Below are 25,263 nucleotides of genomic sequence, written 5' to 3' on the forward strand. Positions count from 1 at the left end.
TCTGGGGTGTGGAGATGGGCGTATTCTTCGCCCTTATCAACAGGAATTAAAATGAGCGAAAGCTTTGCGGAACTCTTTGAAGAAAGCCTAAAAACCCTGAACCTTCAGGCAGGCTCCATCATCACCGGTGTTATCGTTGATATCGATTACCAAGCTCGCTGGGTAACCGTTCACGCTGGTCTGAAGTCTGAAGCTCTGATCCCGCTGGAACAGTTCTACAACGATGCTGGCGATCTGACTATCAATGTCGGTGACGAAGTTCACGTTGCTCTGGACTCGGTTGAAGACGGTTTCGGTGAAACCAAGCTGTCCCGTGAAAAAGCCAAGCGCGCTGAATGCTGGATTGTTCTCGAAGCAGCCTTCGCAGCTGAAGAAGTGGTCAAGGGCGTTATCAACGGTAAGGTTAAAGGCGGCTTCACTGTCGACGTTAACGGCATCCGTGCGTTCCTGCCAGGTTCTTTGGTCGACGTTCGTCCTGTGCGCGACACCACGCACCTGGAAGGCAAGGAACTCGAATTCAAGGTCATCAAACTCGACCAGAAGCGCAACAACGTTGTCGTTTCCCGTCGCAGCGTCCTGGAAGCAGAGAACTCCGCCGAGCGTGAAGCTCTGCTGGAATCCCTGCAGGAAGGCCAACAAGTCAAAGGTATCGTCAAGAACCTCACCGATTACGGCGCATTCGTCGATCTGGGTGGCGTCGATGGCCTGCTGCACATTACCGACATGGCTTGGAAGCGTATCAAGCATCCTTCCGAAATCGTCAACGTTGGCGACGAGATCGATGTCAAGGTTCTGAAGTACGATCGTGAGCGTAACCGCGTTTCCCTGGGCTTGAAGCAGCTGGGCGAAGATCCATGGGTTGCTATCAAAGCCCGTTACCCAGAAAGCACTCGCGTAACCGCGCGTGTTACCAACCTGACCGACTACGGCTGCTTCGCAGAGCTGGAAGAAGGCGTGGAAGGCCTGGTACACGTTTCCGAAATGGACTGGACCAACAAAAACATCCACCCTTCGAAAGTCGTACAAGTCGGCGACGAAGTGGAAGTTATGGTTCTGGACATCGACGAAGAACGTCGTCGTATCTCCCTGGGCATCAAGCAGTGCAAATCTAACCCATGGGAAGATTTCTCTGGCCAGTTCAACAAGGGCGATAAAATCTCCGGCACCATCAAGTCGATCACCGATTTCGGTATCTTCATTGGTCTGGACGGCGGCATCGACGGCCTGGTTCATCTGTCCGACATCTCCTGGAACGAAGTTGGCGAAGAAGCTGTTCGTCGTTTCAAGAAGGGCGACGAGCTGGACACCGTTATCCTGTCGGTTGACCCAGAGCGCGAGCGCATCTCCCTGGGTATCAAGCAACTGGAAAGCGATCCGTTCTCCGAGTACGTTCAAGAGAACGACAAAGGCGCAATCGTTAAGGGCATCGTGAAAGAAGTTGACGCTAAAGGCGCCATCATCACTCTGGCCGACGATATCGAAGCGACTCTGAAAGCCTCCGAAATCAGCCGTGACCGCGTTGAAGACGCGCGCAACGTTCTGAAAGAAGGCCAGGAAGTAGAAGCCAAGATCATCAGCGTTGACCGTAAGAGCCGCGTAATCCAGCTCTCCATCAAGTCGAAGGACGAGATCGAAGAGAAAGAAGCCATTCAGAGCCTGCGCGACAAGCCAGCCTCCACTGAGCCTTCTGCTGGTCCTACCACTCTGGGCGACCTGCTGCGTGCACAAATGGAAAAACAGAACTAAGTTCTGTCAGACCATAGAAAAAGGGCGACTTCGGTCGCCCTTTTTTGTGTCTGAAATTCGTTGAATCAACAAGTTAGAACCAAGGTGTGCAGCCCAGTGTCAGAGCTGACTATAGTTCTTAACACAGGAGTTCTTAACACAGGCTCCGCCGTGTCGTTGTTTCAATAAGGATTTGAATGAACAGGCTCATCGTATTATTTGCAGTGGCGCTACTTGCAGGCTGCACCGCCACCAGTGCCATAACCCACGCCAAGCGCGGCGTCAGCGGCATCGAGATCGACTGTTCGGGGCTTGGCAGCAGCTGGGACAAGTGTGAGAAGCGTGCCGCCCGTGAGTGCAAAATGCAGGGCTACAAGGTCATCACCCGTTCCAGTGACGCCAAGGACGAGGAGGGCGACTACCTGTTCGGCTGGAACCCTGCTGGCGCTGTTACTCGCACCATGCTGGTGATCTGTAAATGAGCGGGTCAGGCATGTGTTGCGGGTACCCATGGGTGCCGCAGATAAGTTGGCGGGTGGGCTGTTCAAATTCACCAAGTCATGCTAAAACCTTCGAAGCGCTTTTCCTAGCTGCTTGAAAAAGAAGGGAAAAATATGACGAAGTCGGAGTTGATCGAACGAATTGTCACCCATCAAGGGCTGCTTTCATCCAAGGATGTAGAGCTGGCTATCAAGACTATGCTTGAACAGATGTCCCAGTGCCTGGCTACCGGAGACCGCATTGAGATCCGTGGTTTTGGCAGCTTCTCCCTGCACTACCGCGCGCCGCGTGTAGGTCGGAACCCGAAAACCGGGCAGTCCGTCAGCCTTGACGGTAAGTTTGTGCCTCACTTCAAGCCGGGCAAGGAATTGCGCGATCGTGTGAACGAAGACGAGGAAGAAGGCGTCTGAGCCTTTTTGAGGTAGGAGTAAATTATGCGTGGGGTTAAGCGCGTTGTTCTGGTCTTATCGGTGCTGATTGTCGCGCTGGTCGTTTTGGGCTTTGTGCTGGAAAACCGGCAAGCGGTCTCTGTTTCGTTCCTGGGGTGGGCTTCTGTACCGTTACCCGTTTCAGTGTTTGTAGTATTAGCGCTGCTAATCGGTATGTTGATAGGGCCGGTTTTTGCAGTATTGTTCAGGCGCAAAGTTAAGATGTGATACCACAGCGCATGCAGCGCCATGACGTGACTCAATAGAGGGGTGTCGTATTCTGTGCATCGCAATAGGTCTGCGCGAAAGCTTCGGTAGGAGTTCGTGGGGTCCTTTTTTGTGAAATTGATATCCTTTGCCCTGGCATCACTGTTTCCATATCATTTTGGGGTCGTCCTTAGTTTCAAGCTGTACTCCACGTGCCTTGATATTTGATCCGGATTTATGACAGGTTTTATCTAAACACCTCCTCCCGCTGTATAGGGATTCATCATCGAGTCCGCTAATCCTAACTTCTTATCTATCTCTCATCAGATCAAGCCGTTTGCTGGAGCGCTCTTGTACCCCTGTGAGGCTCGAGCTGAATGCAGGGCGCTGGACTCGTCGTGAGCGCTTAAGTCGGTGTAGGCTGCGTCTACTCAGCGTGGGAGTGGGCGCCGCGCCGCATTTTTTAGTCTGCTAGTGCTTCTATTTCTGATGGCACAATCTAGTCGAAATATTCAATCTGGCTTTTGGTCAGGCACTTTTCGGTGGTGGCAATCATCTTTATCTTGCTGGCGGAATGTATCATCCGAACACACCAGCAAATAATGAAAAGGTGCTAGCATTAGATTCTTGGCTAGATGCAATTGATCTATAGTACGAGTTCTTACTAATACTATTTGCTGATTATTTTCCTACGTCATTAGGTGCTAATGACTGCGGGAAAAATCCTACAGGGGCCGGCCTTAACTCGCTTTATCCAGCTAAAAAAACAGTGTTGAAAGATAAGAGGCGGACGTCTGCATGTGGTCAAAAAATAAACATCCTGAATTTTATGAAGAGGGTGTCTGGTGCGGAGGCGCTAATTGTTTATGCAAACGATCTACATTGTAACGGATTGAGCGTATGTAGGATTTTTCAGTTGATTTGCGCTATAAGCGAACAGGTACTAGAGTCCCTTCATCTAGGTAGCGGGATTTTGACTCGTCTGGGTTGCGCGTAGGGTGAGGTGCAGAGTACCTGGGAGGCTTGAGGGAGCTGCCCTGACAAACAAGTTGATTGGCTAAGTATCGAAAAGTAAAATCCGGTCGTGCGGCGTACAGCTGAAGCTGCGATTACGTCTCGAGTCTTTTTGCGATGGTATCATAAGGAATTCTTCAATCTGCTTTGTCGATAGACGCAAATACCCAACCGTGTCACTCAGTGATTCAGTGGGTCTTGAGTAAGCTTGCTAGAGCGCCGCAATGCAAAGTGTGGCATTGGGCCATTTTTGCTTGGGGGTGTTAGTGGCGGGTTCTCCTGGTCCTCACGAGGTGAGGTGTTTAGGCGCTGAGGTAGCAGTGTAAAGCAGATGCTGGTTGGGGCTGCTATGATAGAACTCTGGTCAGAACTGATTGCTGTCAGCGCCAAGGTAGACATTGTTTTTTAAGTGGATTTAAGGTTTTGATTTTAATTGGATAGGTTTTTATATTAATAATGATAAAGTCCATAGTTAGCATAGGTGCTCAAGCAGTTATTAAGCTACTATTTTCTGTCGTGTCTTTGAAGGTTGTTGCTTTCTACGCGGGCCCTTCGGGTATGGCGCTTGTGGGTCAGTTGCAATCTTTTTTGCAAATGACGGCAGCTGGCGCCTGTGCAATGACGTCAACGGGTGTGGTTAAGCTTGTGTCAGAGGGGCGTCAAGCAGAAAGCAAGGTAATAAAAGCTTCTTTTTTTCTCTTGTCGATCTATACAGTGTTTGTTTTTTTGATTCTATGGTTTTTTTTCGATGTAATAACTGAGGTTTTCCTGGGTGGGCAATGGGGTGGAGTCTTGTTGTCTATACCGGTGGCGGCTTTTTTTCTGGGTCTCGGCAGTTTGTTTATATCCTATTATAATGGTCGTCAGGACTATCGGCGTTATTTTATATATTCCATATTGGTCTCTATGTTTACGGCCGTGGCGGTTGTTTTGTGCGTATTGATTTTCGGGTTTAAGGGCGCTATTTACTCTGTGGTCATTGCACCCATTTGCGCGGGTGTCATCATCTTGGCTTGTTTTAGAGGTTGGATGAACGACTGGAAGGTTTTATCGACTTCCGAGTTTTCACCGCTCGCCAAGTCATTATTGCAGTTTTCTTTGATGGCCGTAGGATCGGCACTGGTTGTTTATGGTGGTCAGATCTATTTGAGGCAGTTCATTACAAGTAATTTGTCCGCGACGGCAGCAGGTATCTGGTATTCAGCCACGCGTCTCTCGGATATCTACATTGGCATCTCCAGCGTGCTATTTTCCACAGTCTTACTCCCGAAGTATTCCGGGTTGGCGGGAAGGTTATTAACTTCGGAAGTGATGAAGATGTTAGTTTTTGGGCTGATGTTTTCTCTCGTTTTGGTGCTGGCGGTGAATGTGGTATCGGGCTGGACAGTCAATATGATTTACGGACCGGCATTTGATCTAGCTTCGCGCCTGTTAGATATCTATGTGGTTGGTGACGCCCTAAAGGTTGTAAGTTGGATTTTTTTGTATGTCTTGATTTCGAAGCAGAAAGTGATTTTTTATCTGGTCTACGAGGTTTTCTCGGCAGTCGTTTATGTTGTGTTGTCGATGTTGGCTTTGAAGTATGTGGGTTTTGATAATATGGCACTTGGTTATGTCGTGCAGGTGTCGGTGTCTTTGGTTATTTTACTCTGTTGGTTTTTTAAGTTTTCCCGTGACTCGGTGCGCACGGTAGAAGCTGATGATTGATTATAATGTGGTCTATGTTGCCATTTGGATAATGGCAATATTCTCAGTGTTCATAAGGTCTGATTGGTCGCGCTACTTGTTTTATATTCAAGCGACATTCATGGCGCTGTTTTTAGCTTTCAGGTTTGAGACCGGTTATGATTGGCCTGTCTATAAGTCCCATTATTTGCATGTTGCCGCGGGTGAAACGTTTCAGCTCAATTTTGAAATTGGATACGAATATCTTGTTCGGATTTTTACTTTCTTAGGTTTTGAATTTCATCAGTTCGTCGCCCTTCTCAGTGTATTGGAAATTTTGCTGATTGCTGTATCTGTGCGATTTTTCTTTCGGAAGCACAGTATCTGGGTGATGGCGCTGCTATATTCAATCCCTGATTTTTATCTTATCCCTTCGTTTTCATTGGTTAGGCAGGCTTTGGCGGCTAGTCTGTTTTTTTACGGGCTACACTACTATGCAAGGGCACGCCTTTTTACGGCGTTGGGAATATTTGTTCTGGCTGTATCTGTGCACTATTCGGTGGTTGGGGCAATTGCATTTCTTGTTTTGGCAATGCGAGTGAGATTAAGTAAATATGTGTTTGTAGTTTTATTTGCTGTGGCCGTTACTCTGTATTTGTTCTCTATCGATGTTGCAAGGTTTTTTGCGAATTTTGTGGTGCTTTATTTTTATCCGAAGTATATATTTTATTTAGAGAGGGATGTTTATAATGCTTCATTTGTTTATCGCCTTGTTTATGCTGCGGTATCAACGCTGGTTTTTGCTTTAATATATACCTCTTGGGATAAGCGGCTTGTCGACAGTAGCGGCTTTTCGAAGTGGGACTCAACGGTGTATCGGTTGGCGATGTTCGGCGTGTTGATACCGTTGGTTGTGTTTGGCTTTCCTACGTTTTCGACTCGGTATCAGTATTTTTTCTGTATCTTTATGGTGGGCGTCAGCCTCTCTGTGCTCGTACTGTTTAATGCTCGAGATCGCCTGGCTATAATGTTGGCTGTCTGCGTGATTTCTTATGTTTCCTTTTATAGGTTTTTGGTCAATCCGCTGTCGATCGTCTATGTCCCGTATCAGAGCCAATTTTTATATGATGAAAAAAATTCAACGGGTCAGAAGCGTACTGACGATTTGCTGCATCAACTCGAAATTCTCTGGTTAAAGTAACGGGTGTCTATGAAAAATGTAGTTTTGCTGACAACCAAGTACGCCGAAAATAAGGCGGATGCTTGGCTGACCAATGAAATGGCTTATTCTCTAAGGGATGATGGGCACCGCGTGTGCGCGGTTGTGTTTTCATGGTTGCGGGATGAGCCTGAAAGCTCGGTTAAAGAGATTGACGGTATTACAGTGGTTAGGATAAAACTGTTAAAGCTCTTTTATACGACTGGATTTATCGGAACGGCGCTGAAGGTTTTCCTGTTTCCCTACTGGGCGCGTATCGTTATAAAAAAGCACGTTAGGCAGTGTGATCTTTTAATTGCCAATACGCCGTGTGTCACTATCGTCGGGCTTGCGAGTTTCTTTAAGCGTCACTACAAATCAAAAGCCTATTTGGTACTGTGGGACTTTTTTCCGTTTTATCTTAAAGATTTAGGCGTGATCCGAAATAAATTATTTTTTGGTTTTTTTCATCGTCTTGAAAACAGAATGTACCGCACGTTTGATCGTATTGGTTGTATGACCAAGGGGAATGTAAAATTCCTGCTTGAGAATTATCCCCGCGTGGAGCCTGCGCGCGTTGAAATACTGCCCCTGTGGGCGAAGATCAAGGCAGTGCCTGCAATTGACCGTTCTAAAGTGCGTGACAAGTATAATTTGCCTGAAGGTAAAGTAATTGCGGTTTATGGCGGCGCGATGTCGATAGTACAGGAACTGGAGAACCTTCTTGAACTTGCCCGCCTTAGTTTGCACTCTCGCGAAGATGTTTGCATTTTGTTCATTGGTCGCGGTACGGAGCGCGAGCGCCTTCAGGCTAAAGCGATCAAAGAGGGACTCACAAACGTGATATTTCTTGATTATGTTCCTCGTGAAGAGTATCAGGATGTCGTTCAGGCGTGCGACATTGGCTTGATCTCACTGTCCAGCAAGTTGAGCGTGCCCAGTTTTCCGTCCAAGTCAGTTGATTACTTTAAGGTTTCTTTACCCATTCTGGCATCTTTGGATGCAGTAACTGATTTTGGTAGCATTCTTCAAAATGATATAAAGGCCGGATACTCTGTCATTGCCGGAAATAGTGAGCTTCTGCACGAAAAGCTATCTATTCTCGCTTCAGATTCTGTGCTGAGGAGCAAGATGGGATTGGCGGGGCGTCGTTATTACGAAGAGTTCCTGTCGGTCGAAAATGCCAAAGATAAGATAATTGGGCTTCTATAAGGAGATATTACATGGCTAGTGTTTTTGCTGGCGCCACTCTAATGATTACCGGTGGTACAGGGTCTTTTGGTAACGCTGTATTAAAGCGTTTTCTTGATTCGGACTTTAAAGAGATTCGAGTTTTTAGTCGCGATGAGAAAAAGCAAGATGATATGCGTAAGCGGTATAATAGCACTAAGTTGAAGTTTTACATCGGTGACGTTCGAGATTATCAGAGCGTGCTGAACGCAACCCGCGGCGTCGATTACATTTTTCACGCCGCCGCGTTAAAGCAAGTCCCGTCATGCGAGTTCCACCCCATGGAGGCGGTCAAGACCAACGTGCTGGGAACCGAGAACCTGCTTGAGGCCGCGATCCAGAACGGGGTCAGGCGTGTCGTGTGCCTGAGTACCGACAAGGCTGTATACCCTATCAACGCCATGGGGATCTCCAAGGCGATGATGGAAAAAGTCATGGTCGCGAAGTCGCGTAATGTTGATGAAACGAAGACCGTCATTTGCGGTACGCGTTACGGCAACGTCATGGCGTCCCGTGGTTCGGTGATTCCGTTGTTCATTGAGCAGATCCGCGCCGGCCTGCCGTTGACCCTGACTGACCCGAACATGACGCGTTTCATGATGACCCTCGCCGACGCCGTCGACCTTGTGCTTTACGCGTTCAAGCATGGCAACAACGGTGATCTGTTTGTGCAAAAAGCGCCAGCTGCCACCGTGGAAGTATTGGCCAAGACACTCACTGCCATGGTCGGTAAGCCTGAGCATGAGATTCAGGTGATCGGTACCCGCCATGGCGAGAAGCTGTTTGAAGCGCTGCTCAGCCGTGAAGAGATGGCGTGCGCTGAAGACATGGGCGAATACTTCCGCATTCCACCTGATTTGCGCGACCTCAATTACGCCAAGTTCGTAGAGCAGGGCGAGACCAAAATTTCCAGAACCGAAGACTACAATTCTCACAACACCGAGCGGCTGGACGTTGCCGGCATGGAAAAGCTTTTGTTGAAATTGGACTTCATGCGTGCCATTCAGCGCGGTGAGCACGCAACCCCTGAGGAATAAGCAATGAAGGTTTTGATCACGGGCGCCAATGGCTTTGTCGGCCAGAATCTCATCGCGCATCTGGGAGAACGGGCCGATATCGACGTCGTACGCTTTACTCGCGACGATGATCTCTCGAGCCTGCCTGGCCTGGTGGCGCAGGTAGATTTCGTTTTCCACCTTGCTGGTGTCAACCGGCCTGTTGACCCGCAGGAATTCAATACCGGGAATACGGACCTGACCGGTGCGCTTTGCAACGCGGTCATCAGCAGTGGTCGGCGTGTGCCGGTACTGTATACGTCATCCAGTCAGGCCGAACTGGATAACCCTTACGGCAGCAGCAAGCGCGGGGCTGAAGAGTTACTGCTTAATCTGCAGGCTTCTGCGGATGTTCCCGTCTACCTGTTCCGTTTGCCCAATGTGTTTGGTAAATGGGCACGCCCTAATTACAACTCTGCCGTAGCGACATTCTGCAATAACATCGCCCGTGATATTCCGATCAAGATCAATGATCCGCAGGCGATGATTAACCTTGTTTATATTGATGACGTGGTAACCCGGTTTATCCAGGTCATGGACGGCAAAGTCAGCACCCAGGGCTTTGTCAACGTTGAGCCTCAATACAGCATCAGTGTTGGCGGCCTGGTTGAGCAACTGTCGGCCTTTCGAGACAGCCGTACCACTATGGTCAGTGAGCGTGTGGGCACTGGCCTGGTTCGGGCGCTGTACTCCACCTACCTGAGCTACCTGCCTCCTGAACGTTTTACCTACAAGGTTCCCAAATATGAGGACCCGCGGGGAATTTTTGTGGAGATGCTTAAAACCCCGGATGCAGGTCAGTTTTCGTTCTTTACTGCCCATCCAGGGATTACTCGGGGTGGCCATTACCATCACTCCAAGACTGAAAAATTTCTGGTTATCAAAGGCCACGCGTGCTTTAGGTTCAGACATATTGTCTCGGGTGAGTTTTACGAGTTGTTCACCACGGGAGAAGAGCCCGAGATTGTCGAGACGGTGCCGGGTTGGACTCACGACGTGACCAATGTGGGTGATAGCGAGTTGATCGTTATGCTCTGGGCTAATGAGATTTTTGACCGTGAGCATCCGGACACCTTCTCAATGGCGGTCGGCACTGAAGCCTAACTATAATCTTGAGCATCCAGTTATGAAAAAAATGAAAGTTGTGACGGTCGTGGGTACCCGCCCTGAAATCATTCGCTTGTCGCGTGTTATTGATGCGCTTGACAGGCATTGTGATCATGTCCTGGTGCACACCGGCCAAAACTACGATTACGAGCTCAATGAGATCTTCTTCCAGGATTTGGCCATTCGTAAACCGGACCACTTTTTGAACGCGGCCGGCGCCAGTGGAGCGGAGACGATTGGCAACGTCATCATTTCGGTCGACCGTGTGCTGGCGGAGATTCAACCCGAAGCGCTGCTGGTGCTGGGGGATACCAATAGCTGTATGGCGGTGATCCCTGCCAAGCGCCGCAAGATTCCGACATTTCATATGGAGGCCGGCAATCGGTGCTTTGATATGCGGGTGCCGGAGGAGATCAACCGTCGCATCGTTGACCACACGGCGGATATAAACCTGACCTACAGCACCATTGCACGTGATTACCTGTTACGCGAAGGCCTGTCTCCAGACATGGTGATTAAAACCGGTAGCCCGATGTTTGAAGTGCTGACTCACTACCGTGAAGGTATTGAGGCTTCGGACGTACTAGAGCGACTGGGCCTGCAAAAAGGCAAGTTCTTCGTCGTCAGTGCTCATCGTGAAGAAAATATCGACTCGGATAAGAACTTTTTGAAGTTGGCGGATGTGCTCAATACCGTGGCTGCGCAGTATGACTTCCCGGTGATCGTGTCCACCCATCCGCGCACGCAAAAACGCGTAGATGCCATGGGTATCGTCTTCCATAAGAACGTCAAGTTGCTCAAGCCGTTGGGTTTCAAGGACTATAACAAGTTGCAGTTGACCGCAAAGGCGGTGTTGTCTGATAGCGGAACGATTAACGAAGAGTCATCGATACTGAACTTCCCGGCACTGAACATTCGTGAAGCTCACGAGCGCCCGGAAGGAATGGAAGAAGCTGCAGTGATGATGGTTGGGCTGGAAGTTAATCGAGTGCTTCAAGGACTGAGCGTATTGGAAGGGCAGGGGACCGAAGATAATAGGACCTTGCGTCAGGTGGCTGATTACAGCATGCCGAATGTTTCCGAAAAAGTAGCTCGGATTATTCACAGCTATACTGATTATGTGAATCGGATAGTCTGGAAACGCTACTAATCGAGTTTATGTCAATGCCTGATCGTAAACTCAATATACTTGTCGTTACGCAATATTTTTGGCCGGAAAATATGCGTATTAATGATCTTGTGCGTGATTTTTCCGAGAAGGGGCATAACGTTACGGTATTGACAGGGCTCCCCAACTACCCCGAAGGCAGTGTCTATAGCAGTTATCGTGCAGCGCCGCAGAAGTTTGCTGAGTATGCAGGTGCGAAAGTAGTCCGTGTGCCCCTGGTGCCGCGTGGTAAGCGCAGCATTAGCCTGATGTTGAACTATGCCTCGTTTTTTATTTCGGCATCGCTGTTGGGGCCTTGGAAGTTACGCTCAGAGCGCTATGACGCCGTGTTCGTTTATGCCGTTTCACCGGTCATGGCTGCTATTCCTGCGGTGGTACTCGGCCGGATCAAACGCGCCCCAGTGTTCATCTGGGTATTGGATTTATGGCCGGAAACCCTGCGGGCGGTAGGTGTTGTACGCAACCCGATATTGCTGAAGACCGTGGGGCGAATGGTGTCGTGGATTTACAATCGCGCTGATTACTTACTGCTGCAGTCCCATGGTTTTTTTGAGAACGTAAAGGGCTACTGCACCAAGCGCATTGCCCTTGATCGTCTGGTGTATTTTCCGAGCTGGGCTGAGGACGATTTCTCTGGCACGGCGCAACCTACCTCCGCGTTACTCGACCGAGATGACTCGGTTTTCACCGTGCTTTTTGCAGGTAACCTGGGAGAGGCGCAGGATTTCCCCGCGATCATTGAAGCTGCTCGCGCACTGGCAGGCACGGTCTCGGTCCGTTGGGTGATTGTGGGCGATGGCCGTATGAGTGAATGGCTCGCCAATGAAGTGCGTACGCGCGACATGGATAATGTGCTTTTGTTGGGACGCCATCCGCTGGAGGCAATGCCCTGCTTGTTTGCTTGCGCAGACGCACTGCTTGTTTCGCTCAAAACCAACGATGTATTTGAGAAAACCATCCCCGGCAAAGTGCAGGCCTACCTGGCGGCGGGCAAGCCGATACTGGGCATGATCAATGGCGAAGCCGCGCGTGTTATCGAAGCTGCGGGCGCCGGGTTGTGCTGCCCGTCAGGTGATGCAACTGCCTTGGCTGAAATAACCTCGAAATTGGCTGTACTCGATGGGGAGCAGCGCAAGGAAATGGGCGCATCAGGCCGGCGGTATTATCTTGAAAATTATTCCAAGCTAACGTTGTTGACTCGTCTGGAAACGCTGTTTCGCGAGGCAACATTACGTAAGGAACAGCAATGATGTCGCAATCTGTTTTGTTGACGGGCGCCAGCGGTTTTGTTGGCAGCGCGGTATTGCGCCGTTTAGTGATGGATGGCGTCAGTGTCACCGCAGCCGTTCGGCATGGCGCCAATGCGCCTGAGAACGCTGCTCACACGGTTTGGTTTGACGCGTTTGACACCACTGACTGGCACGCAAACTGTGTTGGCATCGATGCGGTGGTTCATTGCGCGGCGCGTGTGCATGTCATGAACGATGTCGAACCGGACCCATTGGCGGCCTTTCGCAAGGTCAATGTGCAGGGCACGTTGAATCTTGCGGAACAGGCGGCACAGGCTGGCGTGCGGCGCTTTATCTTCATCAGTTCGATCAAGGTCAACGGCGAGGGCACCTTACTCGGTAAGCCCTATACGGCGGATGACAAACCTGAGCCGAGTGATCCCTACGGTATTTCGAAAATGGAAGCGGAGCAGGGGTTGCTGGCCCTGGCTGAGCGTACCGGCATGGACGTGGTGATCATTCGCCCGGTGCTGGTCTACGGCCCAGGCGTCAAAGCCAACTTTTTGAACATGATGCGCTGGTTGGACAACGGCGTGCCGCTACCCTTTGGCGCTATCAATAACCGCCGCAGTTTGGTGGCGCTGGATAACCTGGTGGACTTGATTGTTACGTCGATCAATCACCCGGCTGCTGCCAACCAGACTTTCCTGGTCAGCGACGGCGAGGACCTCTCCACCACACAACTTTTGCGCAGGACCGCAACAGCGCTCGGCAGGCCTGCACGCCTGCTGCCCATCCCCGCCTGGATGCTCAGTACAGCCGCCAGGCTTGTGGGCAAAAAGGCCTTGTCCCAGCGGCTGTGTGGCTCACTGCAGGTTGATATCCAAAAGGCCGCAACCCTATTGCAATGGTCGCCTCCGGTCTCGGTGGATAACGCACTTGCCTCCGTCGCTGCGCAGTATATGAGTGATAAGAAACAATGACATATTGGTGGTTTGTAGTCGTCGTTGGGTTTTTTTCGTGGGTGTTGACCGCTGTGTTGCGACGCTACGCGCTGGCTCATAGCATCATTGATATTCCCATTGCGCGTAGCTCCCATACAGTCCCCACTCCCAGAGGGGGAGGCGTAGCGATCGTAGTTGCTTTCCTGTTGGCCTTGCCTTTGCTGGCATGGGGGCAGGTCGTTTCAATGCCTGTCCTGCTGGCCGTGGGTGGCGCGGGTGCCTTGATTGCAATCATCGGCTTTATGGATGACCACGGGCATATCGCCGCCCGGTGGCGTTTGGCGGGGCACTTTGTGGCTTCCGCATGGGCGCTATACTGGTTAGGCGGTTTGCCTGAGGTAAGCGTATTTGGCTTCGCGGCAAACCTGGGATGGGTGGGGAGCGTACTCGCTGCCTTTTACCTGGTTTGGATGCTGAACTTATACAACTTCATGGATGGTATCGACGGTATTGCCAGTGTTGAAGCTATCTGCGCGTGCCTGGGCATGTGCCTGCTGTACGGTGTGAGCGGGCACGCAGGCTTGGTGTGGCTGCCAATGACCCTGACGATGGCGGTGGCGGGATTTCTATTCTGGAACTTTCCGCCTGCGCGGATATTCATGGGCGATGCCGGCAGCGGTTTTCTAGGGATTGTCCTGGGGGTTTTATCGCTCCAGGCGGCCTGGGTGTCCTCGCCGCTGCTGTGGGCATGGCTGATCCTGCTGGGGGTGTTCATCGTGGACGCCACGTTCACGTTGATACGTCGCCTGGTGCGTGGAGACAAGGTATACGAGGCACATCGCAGCCACGCTTATCAGTTTGCTTCGCGGCGATTTGGCCGGCATTTGCCAGTGACACTCGCTGTCGCCGGGCTGAACCTGTTCTGGTTACTGCCGGTGGCGCTGTGCGTGGTTCTGCTGGGGCTGGACGGCGCGCTGGGGGCGGTTATCGCTTATGTGCCCCTGGTGCTGCTGGCGATCAAATACCATGCAGGCGAACTGGAAAAAGCTGACACTGCAAAGGAAGGCGCCTGACGATTCAAAAGGTTTTGAATCAGTCGGATGTGTCGTACGGCCACGTGGCCATTAACGAGAGGAATTGCCTGAGGTGGACGAAGGGATGATGGAAAGGTTACGGGCCTGTTTGGTGGGGCTGCCGCGTCGTAAAAAACGCCTGATTCAGGTGTCTACCGATGTCGTGGTGGTCTGGACTGCTCTGTGGCTGGCATTTGTCGTGCGGCTCGGCATTGATGAGATGGCCAACCCATTTCGGGACCACCTCTGGCTGTTCGTCGCAGCACCTGTCGTCGCCATCCCGCTGTTTGTTCGCTTTGGGATGTACCGCGCCGTCATGCGCTATTTCGGTAACGATGCACTGATCGCCATCATCAAGGCCGTCAGCTTGTCCGCCTTGATCCTGGGCCTGGTGGTCTACTGGAACAGTAACCACCAGCATGTCGTCCCACGCTCGATCATCTTCAACTACTGGTGGCTCAGCCTGATCATGGTCGGCGGGCTGCGCCTGGCTATGCGCCAGTACTTTCTCGGCGACTGGTTTTCCGCCTCCCAGCACGTGCCCTTCACCAACCGTGACGATGGGCTGCCGCGGGTTGCCGTGTACGGTGCGGGAGCGGCCGGCAACCAACTGGTGGCAGCCTTGCGTATAGGGCGGTTAATGCGCCCGGTTGCGTTCATCGATGACGATGCCAGTATCGCCGATCGCGTCATATCCGGCCTTCAGGTCTACAAGCCCAAGCATATACAACGCATGATCGATGCGACCGGCGCCCAAGAGATCCTGTTGGCGATTCCATCCTCCAATCGAGGTCGGCGCCGTGAAATTCTTGGCTTCCTGGAAGGTTTCCCGTTGCATGTGCGCAGTGTGCCCGGGTTTATGGACCTGGCCAGCGGTCGGGTAAAGGTTGATGACATCCAGGAGGTCGATATTGCCGACCTGTTGGGGCGTGATTCCGTGCCTGCCCAGGGCGATTTGCTGGAGCACTGTATCAAGGGTCAATGCGTGATGGTGACGGGCGCCGGCGGCTCCATCGGTTCTGAGCTTTGCCGTCAGATCCTGTCGTTGCGCCCCACCACCTTGTTGTTGTTCGAACACAGCGAGTTCAACCTCTACAGCATCCTTTCGGAACTTGAGCAGCGCGTCACCCGCGAATCATTGCCGATAAAGTTGCTGCCGATCCTGGGTTCTGTGCGTAACCCGGCCAAGTTGCTGGACGTCATGAAAGCCTGGCACGTCGATACGGTGTACCACGCGGCGGCTTATAAACATGTGCCGATGGTCGAACACAATATTGCCGAAGGCGTGCTCAATAATGTGATCGGTACGCTCAACACCGCCCAGGCGGCGCTTCAAGTGGGGGTTGCCAACTTCGTGCTGATCTCCACAGACAAAGCGGTGCGTCCCACCAACGTGATGGGCAGCTCCAAACGCCTGGCTGAACTGACACTGCAGGCTCTCAGCCGCGAGTTGGCTCCGGTCATGTTTGGCGACAAATTCAACATCTCCTGCGTCAACAAAACCCGTTTTACCATGGTGCGTTTTGGCAATGTGCTGGGCTCTTCGGGGTCGGTTATTCCGCTGTTTCACAAGCAGATCAAATGGGGCGGGCCGATCACCGTTACTCACCCCAAAATCACCCGCTATTTCATGACCATCCCTGAAGCGGCGCAGCTGGTTATCCAGGCTGGCTCCATGGGCCAGGGCGGTGATGTATTCGTGCTGGACATGGGCGAGCCGGTGAAAATTGTCGAGCTGGCAGAGAAGATGATTCATCTTTCCGGTTTGAGCGTGCGCTCCGACAAAAATCCCCACGGTGATATCGCTATTGAATTCACCGGCCTGCGTCCGGGCGAAAAGCTTTACGAAGAGTTACTGATAGGTGACAACGTGGTTGCCACTCAGCACCCCATGATCATGAGTGCCAATGAAGACCACCTGTCCTGGGATACGCTCAAAGGCAAGCTCTCGGAGCTGCTGGCAGCAATAGATGCGGATGATTATTCGCGCGTTCGCCAACTGCTTCGCGACACCGTGAGCGGCTACTCGCCCGACGGCGAAATCGTCGATTGGATCTACCAGCAGCGCCGTTTGGAGCCGTGAGTTAACACCCTGTTACTCACCCACTTTTGACTCTCTCGCCACATCGCCTAAGTTAGAAAAGCAGCTTTTGGAAAGCTGCTTTTCTTCTACCGATGTCATGGAGTGTCACCAATGCAAAACGCCTATATTTCTTCCCTGATCTTTGCCGTCCTCACCAGCCTCTCCGTAGCAACCACCGCAGCCCCTTCCATCAAAGCCGAAGCCCCGGCACCTATTACGGCGCAGATGGCCAACGTCGAGCAATCCACCAAGGTCAATCTCAACACCGCCGACGCGGAAGCACTGCGCCGCGACCTGTTCGGTATTGGCGCCGCCAAGGCCAAGGCGATCATCGCCTATCGCGACAGCAATGGCCCTTTTACCGCGGTAGACGAACTGCTGGAGGTCAAAGGTATCGGCAAAGCGTTGCTGGAGAAAAACCGCGACAGGCTGGCAATCAACTAAGGGTGTAAACCTTGTGCAGAAGGCCGGTCATTGACCGGCCTTTTGATTGTCCGAGACCTGTTCTTTCAAACTCCCGCGTACCACTTCCAGGATGCGGGCTGCCAGTTCCGGGTTTTCGACGCTTCTGGCCAACACCAATGCGCCCACCAACGTTGACATCAGTACCAGGCTCTCGTGATCACCCTTTGGGTGCTCCAATGCTGAGTCGATCTGGGTCAGCCTGGCTTCAAGTACCGCATCCGTTACCGGACTATGCTGCCCTCGCAGGCCCAACTCCGACGACATCGTGGGCAGCGGGCAGCCTTCACCCGGTGAGGTCTGGTGCCACGGCGACAGGTAGCTGTCGATGAACGCATCCAGCGGCCGTTCCTGGCTGAACAACATTGCGCAGTGTGCATCCAGTTCTGCGGCGGCGGCCAGAAGGGCCTTGTCCACCAGTTCATCCTTGGAGTTGAAATGCGCATAGAACCCGCCGTGTGTCAGGTTCAACGCTTTCATCAAGGGCTGCAGGCCGGTAGCGCCAATGCCGTCGCGGCGAAATCGGACGGAGGCTTCCTTGATGATGCGTTGGTGAGTCTGGGCTTTGTGAACTGTTGAATAACGCATAGGACGGCCTCGAGAACGAGTGCGCATTTTAGCGGAGTTGAACCCTTTTTACCCATAGGGGCAGTGTTCAGATGGGCTGGCACGAAAAGTGATTACATTTGGTTTATTAATTGTTCAACAATCGTGAGGCGTTGATGACGCTCAGTTTGTCTTTAGCCGACCAGATAGCCCTTGAGCTGCGCGCCGACATCATGGGTGGGCGGCTGTTACCGGGGATGGCGCTGGTCGAAATGGACCTGGTCAAGCGCTACAACGCCTCGCGCAATACCATTCGCGAAGCGCTACACCGTTTGGGGCAGGAAGGGCTCACCCGCTATGTGCGCAACAAAGGCGTGGTGGTCCGGCGTGTGGCGCGCGACGAAGTACGTGATCTGTTTGTGGTCCGCCGTACCCTTGAGCTGCAGGCCATCGCCCAGAGCGGCACGCTGACGGGCGACCACGACGTACGCATGCAAAATGCCATCGAAGCCACCACGCTGGCGCGCGAGCGTGAAGATTGGCGCGCCGTTGCTACTCATAGCCTGGTGTTCCACCAGCAGATTGTCGGGTTGATGTGCAGCCCAATATTCGACGAGTTCTTCGCCCAGGTGATCGCTCAATTGCGCCTGGTGTTTTGCGCGGCGCCCGATGAGCAACGTTTTCAGTCGCCCTGGCTGGAGCGTGATCGTGAGATCTACACCTTGCTGGTAAACGGCAATAAATCAGCTGCGCAGGAGGCGATGAGCCTTTACCTGCACGACTCTGAACGCCTGTCCCTGGCGCTGTTTGATTACCCTTGATGGAGGATTGCACCCATGTACAAAGACTACCCGGCCGCCTATCAGGTCAGCAAAGGCTCGGCGCTGCAGGTGGACACGGCCTTCTACGCGCGTATTCGCGACCAGGCGGATAAACGCACATTGATCGAGCAGTTCGAAGTGCCGATTCGCACGGGCAGGGCGTGGAAGGTGCCGGCCGGGCATGTGTTTCGCGTGACGACGCCGGTAGGCCCTCAGGTCGGCGATTTTAACCTGTGGAACGCCAATGACCCGCGTGAACGCCTATGGGCGGCACGCACGCGGCAGTTGCAGGGCGCCCATGTCAGCACTCACGACCGCTTGTGGTCGAACCTGCCGTTCCTGCGGCCCTTGGTGACCATCACCCATGACAGCCTGGCAAACTATGGCATCGATGAGCACGGCGGGCGCCTGCACGATTTGCTCGGCACCCGTTGTGATCCGTATGTGAACCGCATGCTCACCGGCGAAGACTTCCATCACCACTGCCATTCCAATTTGACCCGCGCCGTGCTGCCCCATGGCCTGACCGAATTTGACGTGCACGACGTGCTGAATATTTTCCAGTGCACCGGCCTTAATCACGACGATATGTACTTCATGAAAGCTTGCCCGGCGCAGAAGGGCGATTACCTGGAATTTTTTGCCGAGATTGATTTGCTGTGTGCATTGTCGACGTGCCCGGGCGGGGACCTGTCGCTGCCGATGTGGGGGCCGGACGCACAAGACCCATTGACCGTGTGCCGGCCGCTGGGTGTAGAGATTTATCGTTTGGAGGATGAGTTGCTCAACGGCTGGAGCCAGCCAGAGCGTGCTGCCTACAAGGGGCAGCACGGCTTGCATATTGCCAAGGCAGACTGGGAGTAACCCCGCTTCAGCGGTCCTGCGCGTCCTTGGCGTCCGCCTGGGCGTTGCGCTCGACCACGCGTTTGCGTTGTTCGTCGGTGAGTTCTACCTTGTTGGCGCTGTCACGCAGCATCAGCAGCCCACCGACGATCGACCCGATCGCTACCACCAAAATCAACCACGCATACCACGGCATAAGGCTCTCCTTGAGGCGGACTAACGTGGAAGGATGTTCCCACGCTAATAACGGCTTTGAGTAACAGGCTTTCTGAGTAGTTCATTGTAGGCCTGTTCCGCCTCATTAACCTTAGAGCCCGGTCAGCATCGCGTCAGCCGGTGCATCGGCACGGTCTTGGGCGGTCAGCTGGAAGTAGATGAACCCCGCCAGAATAAAACCGAGGAATATCAGGCCGATCAGCGCATTGAACCAGGCCATGGCCACCAGGCACACCAGCGCCAATACCAGCGCAACAGCCGGAACGATCGGGTAGCCCGGCGCGCGGAATGTGCGCTCCAGCAGCGGTTCGGTCTTACGCAGCTTGAACAGGCTGAGCATGCTCATGATGTACATCACAATGGCACCGAACACCGCCATGGTGATCATCGCTGCGGTCAGCGTCATGCCACCCAGGTTGATCAGGCCATCACTGTAGATCGCGGCGATGCCGACCACACCGCCGGCAATAATTGCCCGATGTGGTGTTTGAAAACGCGAGAGTTTGGCCAGGAACGGCGGCAAGTAACCGGCGCGGGCCAGGGCAAAGAACTGGCGCGAATAGCCGAGGATGATCCCGTGAAAGCTCGCCACCAGGCCAAACAGGCCGATCCACACCAGCATGTGCAGCCAGCCGGAACCGGTGCCCACCACGCTTTTCATCGCTTGCGGCAACGGATCGTTGATGTTCGACAGGGTGCGCCAGTCGCCCACGCCACCGGCGAAGAACATCACGCCCATGGCCAGGATCACCAAGGTCAGGATGCCGCTGATGTAGGCTTTTGGAATGGTGCGCTTGGGATCTTTCGCCTCTTCAGCCGCCATGGCCGCGCCTTCGATGGCGAGAAAGAACCAGATGGCGAAAGGGATCGCGGCGAACATCCCGGCAATCGCCGGCGCACCAAAGGTGTCGGAGCCGGCCCAACCGTTCAGGGCGAAATTGCTGAAACTGAACGCCGGCGCAACCACGCCCATAAATACCAGCAATTCAGCAACGGCGAGCACGCACACCACCAGTTCAAAGGTGGCGGCAAGCTTCACCCCCAGAATATTCAGGCCCATGAACACGATGTAGGCACCCACGGCCGAGTGTTTCGGGTCGAGTGCAGGGAACTGCACGTTCAGGTAAGCGCCGATGGCCAAGGCAATCGCGGGCGGTGCGAAGACAAATTCGATCAATGTCGCCAGGCCGGCGATCAAGCCGCCTTTTTCGCCAAAGGCGCGACGGCTGTAGGCAAACGGCCCGCCTGCATGGGGAATCGCAGTCGTCAGCTCGGTGAAACTGAATATAAAGCAGGTGTACATGGCGGCGACCATCAACGAGGTCACCAGAAAACCCAGCGTACCGGCCACGCCCCAGCCATAGCTCCAGCCAAAGTATTCGCCGGAAATCACTAGCCCGACGGCGATGCCCCACAAATGCAGGGTGCCCAAGGTGGGTTTGAGTTGTGTGTTCATCGTGTGGCGCTCCCTGAACGGTTTGGAATGATTACTGGGTGTTGCAGCGGCCATGCCAGCCCATAGAAGCGTGTCGTAAAGCTCGGACAGTGTCGCGAGGGGAACTGTTTTGCGTTTGAATGTTTCCGTTGGTGCACCAGAATAAAGCGGCGGTGCCCGGCCTGACGCTTTCGCGAGCAAGCCCGCTCCCACACTTAATCGCGTACTACCTGCTCAAACGCGGTCGAATGTGGGAGCGGGCTTGCTCGCGAAGAGGCCCGCAAAGCCACCACTAATCCCCCTGTAAACTCCGCATAAACCCACTCTTTACGCCGTCTTTACGCCCCGCCCATACCCTCGCTCTCGTTCCTTTACGCCACTCCTGCCGACAATTGCCCCACACGCGGCAATCGCCGCAAAACGGAGAGACTTCCATGAGCGTTCTGGACGGGGTGTCACTGCTATTGGCTGTGGCGCTGTTCATTTATCTGCTGGTTGCGCTGTTACGCGCGGATCGGAACTAGGAGCAGGCTATGCACAGTTATGACTATTGGCTGATCATCGCCTTCTTTGCCGTGGTGCTGGTGCCGGCACCGTTCCTGGGGCGGTTCTACTACAAAGTGATGGAAGGTCAGCGCACCTGGCTCTCGCCGGTGCTCGGCCCCGTCGAGCGCGCGTGTTATCGCCTGTCCGGGGTGGACGAGCACCAGGAGCAGAGCTGGCAGAAGTACACGCTGGCGCTGCTGGCGTTCAACCTGGCCGGTTTTGTGTTGCTGTTCGCGGTGCTGTTGTTCCAGGAATACCTGCCACTCAACCCGCAGAAATTGCCGGGTCAGGAATGGACGCTGGCGTTCAACACCGCGGTCAGTTTCATGACCAACACCAACTGGCAGAACTACAGCGGTGAAGCCTCCCTGAGCTACCTCAGCCAGATGGTCGGCCTCACCGTGCAGAATTTCGTCAGCGCCGCCACCGGCCTGGCTGTGCTGGTCGCGCTGTGCCGTGGTATCGGGCGCAAGTCCACCAAGACCCTGGGCAACTTCTGGGTCGACATGACCCGCGCCACCCTCTACGGCCTGCTGCCGCTGTGCCTGGTGTTCGCGTTGTTCCTGGTGTGGCAGGGCGTGCCGCAAACCTTCGCGCACTATGTGAATGCCGTGACGATGCAGGGCGTGGACCAAGTGATCCCGCTCGGCCCGGCCGCCAGCCAGATTGCGATCAAGCAACTGGGCACCAATGGCGGCGGCTTCTTTGGCGTCAACTCGGCGCACCCGTTTGAAGACCCGACAGCCTGGGCCAACCTGTTCGAGCTGTCGGCAATTATCCTGATCCCGGTGGCGCTGGTTTTCACCTTCGGCCACTACGTGAAAGACCTGCGTCAGAGCCGCGCGATTCTCGGCTGCATGCTGGCGCTGTTCCTGATCGGCGGCGCGACCTCGCTGTGGGCCGAATACCAGCCCAACCCGACCCTGAGTAACCCGGCGGTTGAACAAACGGCACCGCTGGAAGGCAAAGAAGCGCGCTTCGGCACCACCGGCACAGTGTTGTGGTCGGTGGCCACCACCGCAGCGTCCAACGGTTCGGTCAACGGCATGCAAGACAGCCTCAACCCGCTAAGCGGGATGGTGGCACTGGTCAACATGATGGTCGGCGAAGTGATCTTCGGCGGCGTCGGCGCCGGTATGTACGGCATGTTGCTCAACGTGTTGATCGCGGTGTTCCTCGCTGGCCTGATGATCGGCCGTACCCCGGAATACCTGGGCAAGAAGCTACAGGCCAAGGAAGTGCAATTGCTGGTGGTGACGCTCTTGGTGATGCCGGTTGGCGTGCTGGTGCTCGGCGCCATTGCCGCCAGCCTGCCCGGCCCGGCCAGTGCCATCAGTAATCCTGGCCCCCACGGTTTCAGCCAGTTGCTCTACGCCTACACCTCGGCCAGTGCCAACAACGGCTCGGCATTCGGCGGTTTCAGCGCCAACACGCCGTTCCACAACCTGATGCTGGGCCTGGGCATGTTGATCGGCCGCTTCGGTTACATCCTGCCGGTACTGGCCCTGGCCGGCAGCCTGGCGATGAAGAAAACCGCACCGATTGGCCAGAACAGCTTCCCCACCCATGGCCCGCTGTTCGTAACCCTGTTGACCGTGACCATTTTGCTGGTGGGCGGCCTGACTTTCCTGCCGACACTGGCACTGGGCCCCATTGCTGAACACTTGAGCATGGCTGCTCCTAAATAAAGAGCTAAAGGGGATATGAAAATGAATATGCCTGCAAAAAACGCCTCTCCTGTGAACACCCAGGAACCGCCAAAAACTGCGATCTCCGCCTTGTGGCGCCCGGCGCTGGTCCAGGCGTTCGTCAAGCTCGACCCACGCCAACTGCAACGCTCGCCGGTGATGCTGGTGGTCGAACTGACCGCCATCCTCACCACCGTGCTGTGCTTTGTGCCGGACACGGCGGTGCCGACTTTTGTCGCCGTACAGATCGCCGTGTGGCTGTGGTTCACCGTACTGTTCGCCAACTTCGCCGAAGCCTTGGCTGAAGGTCGCGGCAAGGCCCGCGCCGACAGCCTCAAAGCCGGTAGCGAAGGCCTCAGCGCGCGCCGGAAAGAGGCCGACGGCAGTTTCAAAGTCGTGCCGGCCACCAGCCTGCGCAAAGGTGATGTGGTGCGCGTCGCTGCCGGGGAGATGATCCCCGGTGATGGCGAGGTCATCGAGGGGATCGCGGCCGTCAACGAAGCGGCGATCACCGGCGAATCCGCGCCGGTCATCCGTGAATCCGGCGGCGACCGTTCGGCCGTCACCGGCAACACGCGGTTGGTGTCGGACTGGTTGCTGGTGCGCATCACCGTCAACCCCGGTGAGTCCACCCTGGACCGCATGATTGCATTGGTGGAAGGCGCCAAGCGCCAGAAAACCCCCAACGAAGTGGCGCTGGATATCCTGCTGATCGGTCTTACGCTGATCTTCCTGCTGGTGGTGGTCACCCTGCAGCCGTTCGCCCACTTCGCCAATGGCAGCTTGCCGCTGGTGTTCCTGGTCGCGCTGCTGGTGACGCTGATTCCGACCACCATCGGCGGCCTGTTGTCGGCCATTGGTATTGCCGGTATGGACCGCCTGGTACGCCTCAACGTCATCGCCAAATCCGGGCGTGCCGTGGAAGCAGCGGGTGACGTGCATGTGTTGCTGCTGGATAAAACCGGCACCATCACCTTCGGCAACCGTCGTTGTGCAGCCGTGATCGCCGCGCCTGGCGTCAGCGGTCTCGATCTGGCTGAAGGTGCGCTGCTGGCGTCCCTGGCGGACGACACGGCGGAAGGCAAATCCATCGTCGAATACCTGCGCGCGCTGCACCCTCAGGCCGAGCCGACCCTGGACGAGCTGACCTGCGTGCCGTTCAGTGCCGAAACGCGCTTGTCGGGTGTCGACTACCAAGCCCGTGTGTTCCGTAAAGGCGCGGTCGATTCGCTGCTGGCGTTTATCGGCCAACAACGCCGTGACCTGCAACCGGCGCTCTCGCGGGAAATCGACAAGATTGCCCAGAGCGGCGGCACGCCATTGCTGGTATGCGCCGATGGCAAACTGCTTGGTGCGATCCACCTCAAGGACGTGGTCAAACCCGGAATCCGCGAACGTTTTGCCGAACTGCGCAAACTGGGGATTCGCACCGTGATGGTCACCGGTGACAACCCGCTGACTGCCGCCGCGATTGCCGCTGAAGCGGGTGTGGATGATGTGCTGGCCGAAGCCACCCCAGAGAAAAAACTCGCGCGCATCCGCCACGAGCAGAACGATGGGCGCCTGGTTGCGATGTGCGGCGACGGCGCCAACGACGCTCCGGCGCTGGCCCAGGCCGACGTCGGCATGGCGATGAACGACGGCACCCAGGCCGCGCGCGAAGCCGCCAACATGGTCGACCTCGACAGCGACCCCACCAAGCTGTTGGACGTGGTGCAGATCGGCAAGGAACTGCTGGTGACCCGCGGCGCGTTGACGACCTTTTCCATCGCCAACGACGTGGCTAAATACTTCGCGATTTTGCCGGCGCTGTTCGCCTCGATCTACCCGCAACTGGGCGTGCTCAACGTGATGCATTTGCAGAGCCCGCAGAGCGCGATTCTCTCGGCCATCGTCTTCAACGCGCTGATTATCGTGGTGTTGATTCCCCTGGCACTGCGCGGTGTGCGCGTACAGGCGGCGAGTGCGGCGGCGTTGCTGCGCCGCAACCTGCTGATCTACGGGCTGGGCGGGCTCCTGGTGCCGTTCGTGGGCATCAAGGCGATCGACATGCTCCTGACCGCGCTGCACCTGGTGTAA

At 54.6% G+C, this 25,263-nt stretch carries 23 protein-coding genes; 20 read left to right on the forward strand and 3 right to left on the reverse strand.

The window, feature by feature from the left end:
• Window positions 1–51 precede the first annotated feature (51 nt).
• From rpsA to ACTD9P_RS05020, 15 genes are all read left to right on the forward strand, one after another.
• Window positions 52–1,746: a 30S ribosomal protein S1 gene (gene rpsA / locus ACTD9P_RS04950; protein ID WP_138816141.1), complete on the forward strand. Its 1,695-nt coding sequence runs from the start codon at window positions 52–54 to the stop codon at window positions 1,744–1,746.
• A 176-nt stretch (window positions 1,747–1,922) separates the two neighbouring features.
• Window positions 1,923–2,207, forward strand: coding sequence for a hypothetical protein (locus ACTD9P_RS04955; RefSeq protein WP_438866896.1), 285 nt, complete (start codon window positions 1,923–1,925; stop codon window positions 2,205–2,207).
• Window positions 2,208–2,339: 132 nt separating this feature from the next.
• Window positions 2,340–2,636 carry an integration host factor subunit beta gene (ihfB, locus tag ACTD9P_RS04960; protein WP_003218804.1) on the forward strand — a complete coding sequence of 99 codons (297 nt, stop codon included), beginning with the start codon at window positions 2,340–2,342 and terminating at the stop codon, window positions 2,634–2,636.
• Between the two features lie 24 nt (window positions 2,637–2,660).
• Window positions 2,661–2,882 (forward strand): LapA family protein, encoded by a 222-nt coding sequence (locus ACTD9P_RS04965; RefSeq protein ID WP_438866897.1) that lies wholly within the window; start codon window positions 2,661–2,663, stop codon window positions 2,880–2,882.
• 1,560 nt (window positions 2,883–4,442) lie between these two features.
• Entirely contained in the window at window positions 4,443–5,582 is a 1,140-nt protein-coding gene (locus tag ACTD9P_RS04970; RefSeq protein WP_438866898.1) for an oligosaccharide flippase family protein, read from the forward strand.
• Window positions 5,575–6,741 (forward strand): EpsG family protein, encoded by a 1,167-nt coding sequence (locus ACTD9P_RS04975; protein WP_438866899.1) that lies wholly within the window; start codon window positions 5,575–5,577, stop codon window positions 6,739–6,741. The genes ACTD9P_RS04970 and ACTD9P_RS04975 overlap by 8 nt, the downstream gene beginning before the upstream one ends.
• 9 nt (window positions 6,742–6,750) lie before the next feature.
• The gene (locus tag ACTD9P_RS04980; protein ID WP_438866900.1) at window positions 6,751–7,950 is read left to right on the forward strand and encodes a glycosyltransferase family 4 protein; all 1,200 of its coding nucleotides are present in this window, start codon (window positions 6,751–6,753) and stop codon (window positions 7,948–7,950) included.
• An 11-nt stretch (window positions 7,951–7,961) separates the two neighbouring features.
• Window positions 7,962–9,005, forward strand: a complete 1,044-nt coding sequence (locus tag ACTD9P_RS04985) for a polysaccharide biosynthesis protein (protein WP_200433263.1) — start codon at window positions 7,962–7,964, stop codon at window positions 9,003–9,005.
• Window positions 9,006–9,008: 3 nt separating this feature from the next.
• Entirely contained in the window at window positions 9,009–10,127 is a 1,119-nt protein-coding gene (gene wbjC, locus ACTD9P_RS04990; RefSeq protein ID WP_438866901.1) for a UDP-2-acetamido-2,6-beta-L-arabino-hexul-4-ose reductase, read from the forward strand.
• Between the two features lie 22 nt (window positions 10,128–10,149).
• Entirely contained in the window at window positions 10,150–11,280 is a 1,131-nt protein-coding gene (gene wecB / locus ACTD9P_RS04995; protein ID WP_138816132.1) for a non-hydrolyzing UDP-N-acetylglucosamine 2-epimerase, read from the forward strand.
• Window positions 11,281–11,294: 14 nt separating this feature from the next.
• The gene (locus tag ACTD9P_RS05000; RefSeq protein WP_438866902.1) at window positions 11,295–12,548 is read left to right on the forward strand and encodes a glycosyltransferase family 4 protein; all 1,254 of its coding nucleotides are present in this window, start codon (window positions 11,295–11,297) and stop codon (window positions 12,546–12,548) included.
• Complete coding sequence (locus tag ACTD9P_RS05005) at window positions 12,548–13,510, forward strand: UDP-glucose 4-epimerase family protein (RefSeq protein WP_438866903.1); 963 nt, start codon at window positions 12,548–12,550, stop codon at window positions 13,508–13,510. Before ACTD9P_RS05000 ends, ACTD9P_RS05005 begins: the two co-directional genes overlap by 1 nt.
• Window positions 13,507–14,544 carry an MraY family glycosyltransferase gene (locus ACTD9P_RS05010; protein ID WP_438866904.1) on the forward strand — a complete coding sequence of 346 codons (1,038 nt, stop codon included), beginning with the start codon at window positions 13,507–13,509 and terminating at the stop codon, window positions 14,542–14,544. The genes ACTD9P_RS05005 and ACTD9P_RS05010 overlap by 4 nt, the downstream gene beginning before the upstream one ends.
• Window positions 14,545–14,632: 88 nt before the next feature.
• Window positions 14,633–16,627 (forward strand): polysaccharide biosynthesis protein, encoded by a 1,995-nt coding sequence (locus ACTD9P_RS05015; protein WP_438866958.1) that lies wholly within the window; start codon window positions 14,633–14,635, stop codon window positions 16,625–16,627.
• Between the two features lie 111 nt (window positions 16,628–16,738).
• Window positions 16,739–17,071, forward strand: a complete 333-nt coding sequence (locus ACTD9P_RS05020; protein ID WP_438866905.1) for a ComEA family DNA-binding protein — start codon at window positions 16,739–16,741, stop codon at window positions 17,069–17,071.
• Window positions 17,072–17,098: 27 nt separating this feature from the next.
• Here the strand turns inward: ACTD9P_RS05020 and ACTD9P_RS05025 are convergent, their stop codons facing one another.
• On the reverse strand, window positions 17,099–17,677 hold the full coding sequence (locus tag ACTD9P_RS05025) for a TetR/AcrR family transcriptional regulator (RefSeq protein WP_438866906.1): 579 nt from the start codon (window positions 17,675–17,677) through the stop codon (window positions 17,099–17,101).
• Between the two features lie 134 nt (window positions 17,678–17,811).
• Here ACTD9P_RS05025 and ACTD9P_RS05030 point away from each other — a divergent pair, with 134 nt between their 5' ends.
• A complete protein-coding gene (locus ACTD9P_RS05030; RefSeq protein ID WP_438866907.1) occupies window positions 17,812–18,456 on the forward strand; it encodes a GntR family transcriptional regulator in 645 nt (214 codons plus the stop codon).
• Between the two features lie 15 nt (window positions 18,457–18,471).
• Entirely contained in the window at window positions 18,472–19,320 is an 849-nt protein-coding gene (locus ACTD9P_RS05035) for an urea carboxylase-associated family protein (RefSeq protein ID WP_438866908.1), read from the forward strand.
• Between the two features lie 7 nt (window positions 19,321–19,327).
• Here ACTD9P_RS05035 and ACTD9P_RS05040 read toward each other — a convergent pair whose 3' ends face one another.
• Together ACTD9P_RS05040 and eat are read right to left on the reverse strand one after the other, a co-directional pair.
• Window positions 19,328–19,495 (reverse strand): DUF2897 family protein, encoded by a 168-nt coding sequence (locus tag ACTD9P_RS05040; RefSeq protein WP_017136085.1) that lies wholly within the window; start codon window positions 19,493–19,495, stop codon window positions 19,328–19,330.
• 111 nt (window positions 19,496–19,606) lie between these two features.
• Window positions 19,607–20,971 (reverse strand): ethanolamine permease, encoded by a 1,365-nt coding sequence (gene eat / locus ACTD9P_RS05045; protein WP_438866909.1) that lies wholly within the window; start codon window positions 20,969–20,971, stop codon window positions 19,607–19,609.
• 413 nt (window positions 20,972–21,384) lie between these two features.
• Here eat and kdpF point away from each other — a divergent pair, with 413 nt between their 5' ends.
• The 3 genes from kdpF to kdpB are packed head-to-tail and all read left to right on the forward strand — an operon-like array spanning window position 21,385 to window position 25,263.
• Window positions 21,385–21,474: a K(+)-transporting ATPase subunit F gene (kdpF, locus tag ACTD9P_RS05050; protein WP_003218754.1), complete on the forward strand. Its 90-nt coding sequence runs from the start codon at window positions 21,385–21,387 to the stop codon at window positions 21,472–21,474.
• A gap of 9 nt (window positions 21,475–21,483) precedes the next feature.
• Window positions 21,484–23,184 (forward strand): potassium-transporting ATPase subunit KdpA, encoded by a 1,701-nt coding sequence (kdpA, locus tag ACTD9P_RS05055; protein WP_438866910.1) that lies wholly within the window; start codon window positions 21,484–21,486, stop codon window positions 23,182–23,184.
• A gap of 15 nt (window positions 23,185–23,199) precedes the next feature.
• On the forward strand, window positions 23,200–25,263 hold the full coding sequence (gene kdpB / locus ACTD9P_RS05060) for a potassium-transporting ATPase subunit KdpB (RefSeq protein ID WP_438866911.1): 2,064 nt from the start codon (window positions 23,200–23,202) through the stop codon (window positions 25,261–25,263).

The sequence above is a fragment of the Pseudomonas onubensis genome, assembly GCF_965653655.1.
Lineage (GTDB): Bacteria > Pseudomonadota > Gammaproteobacteria > Pseudomonadales > Pseudomonadaceae > Aquipseudomonas.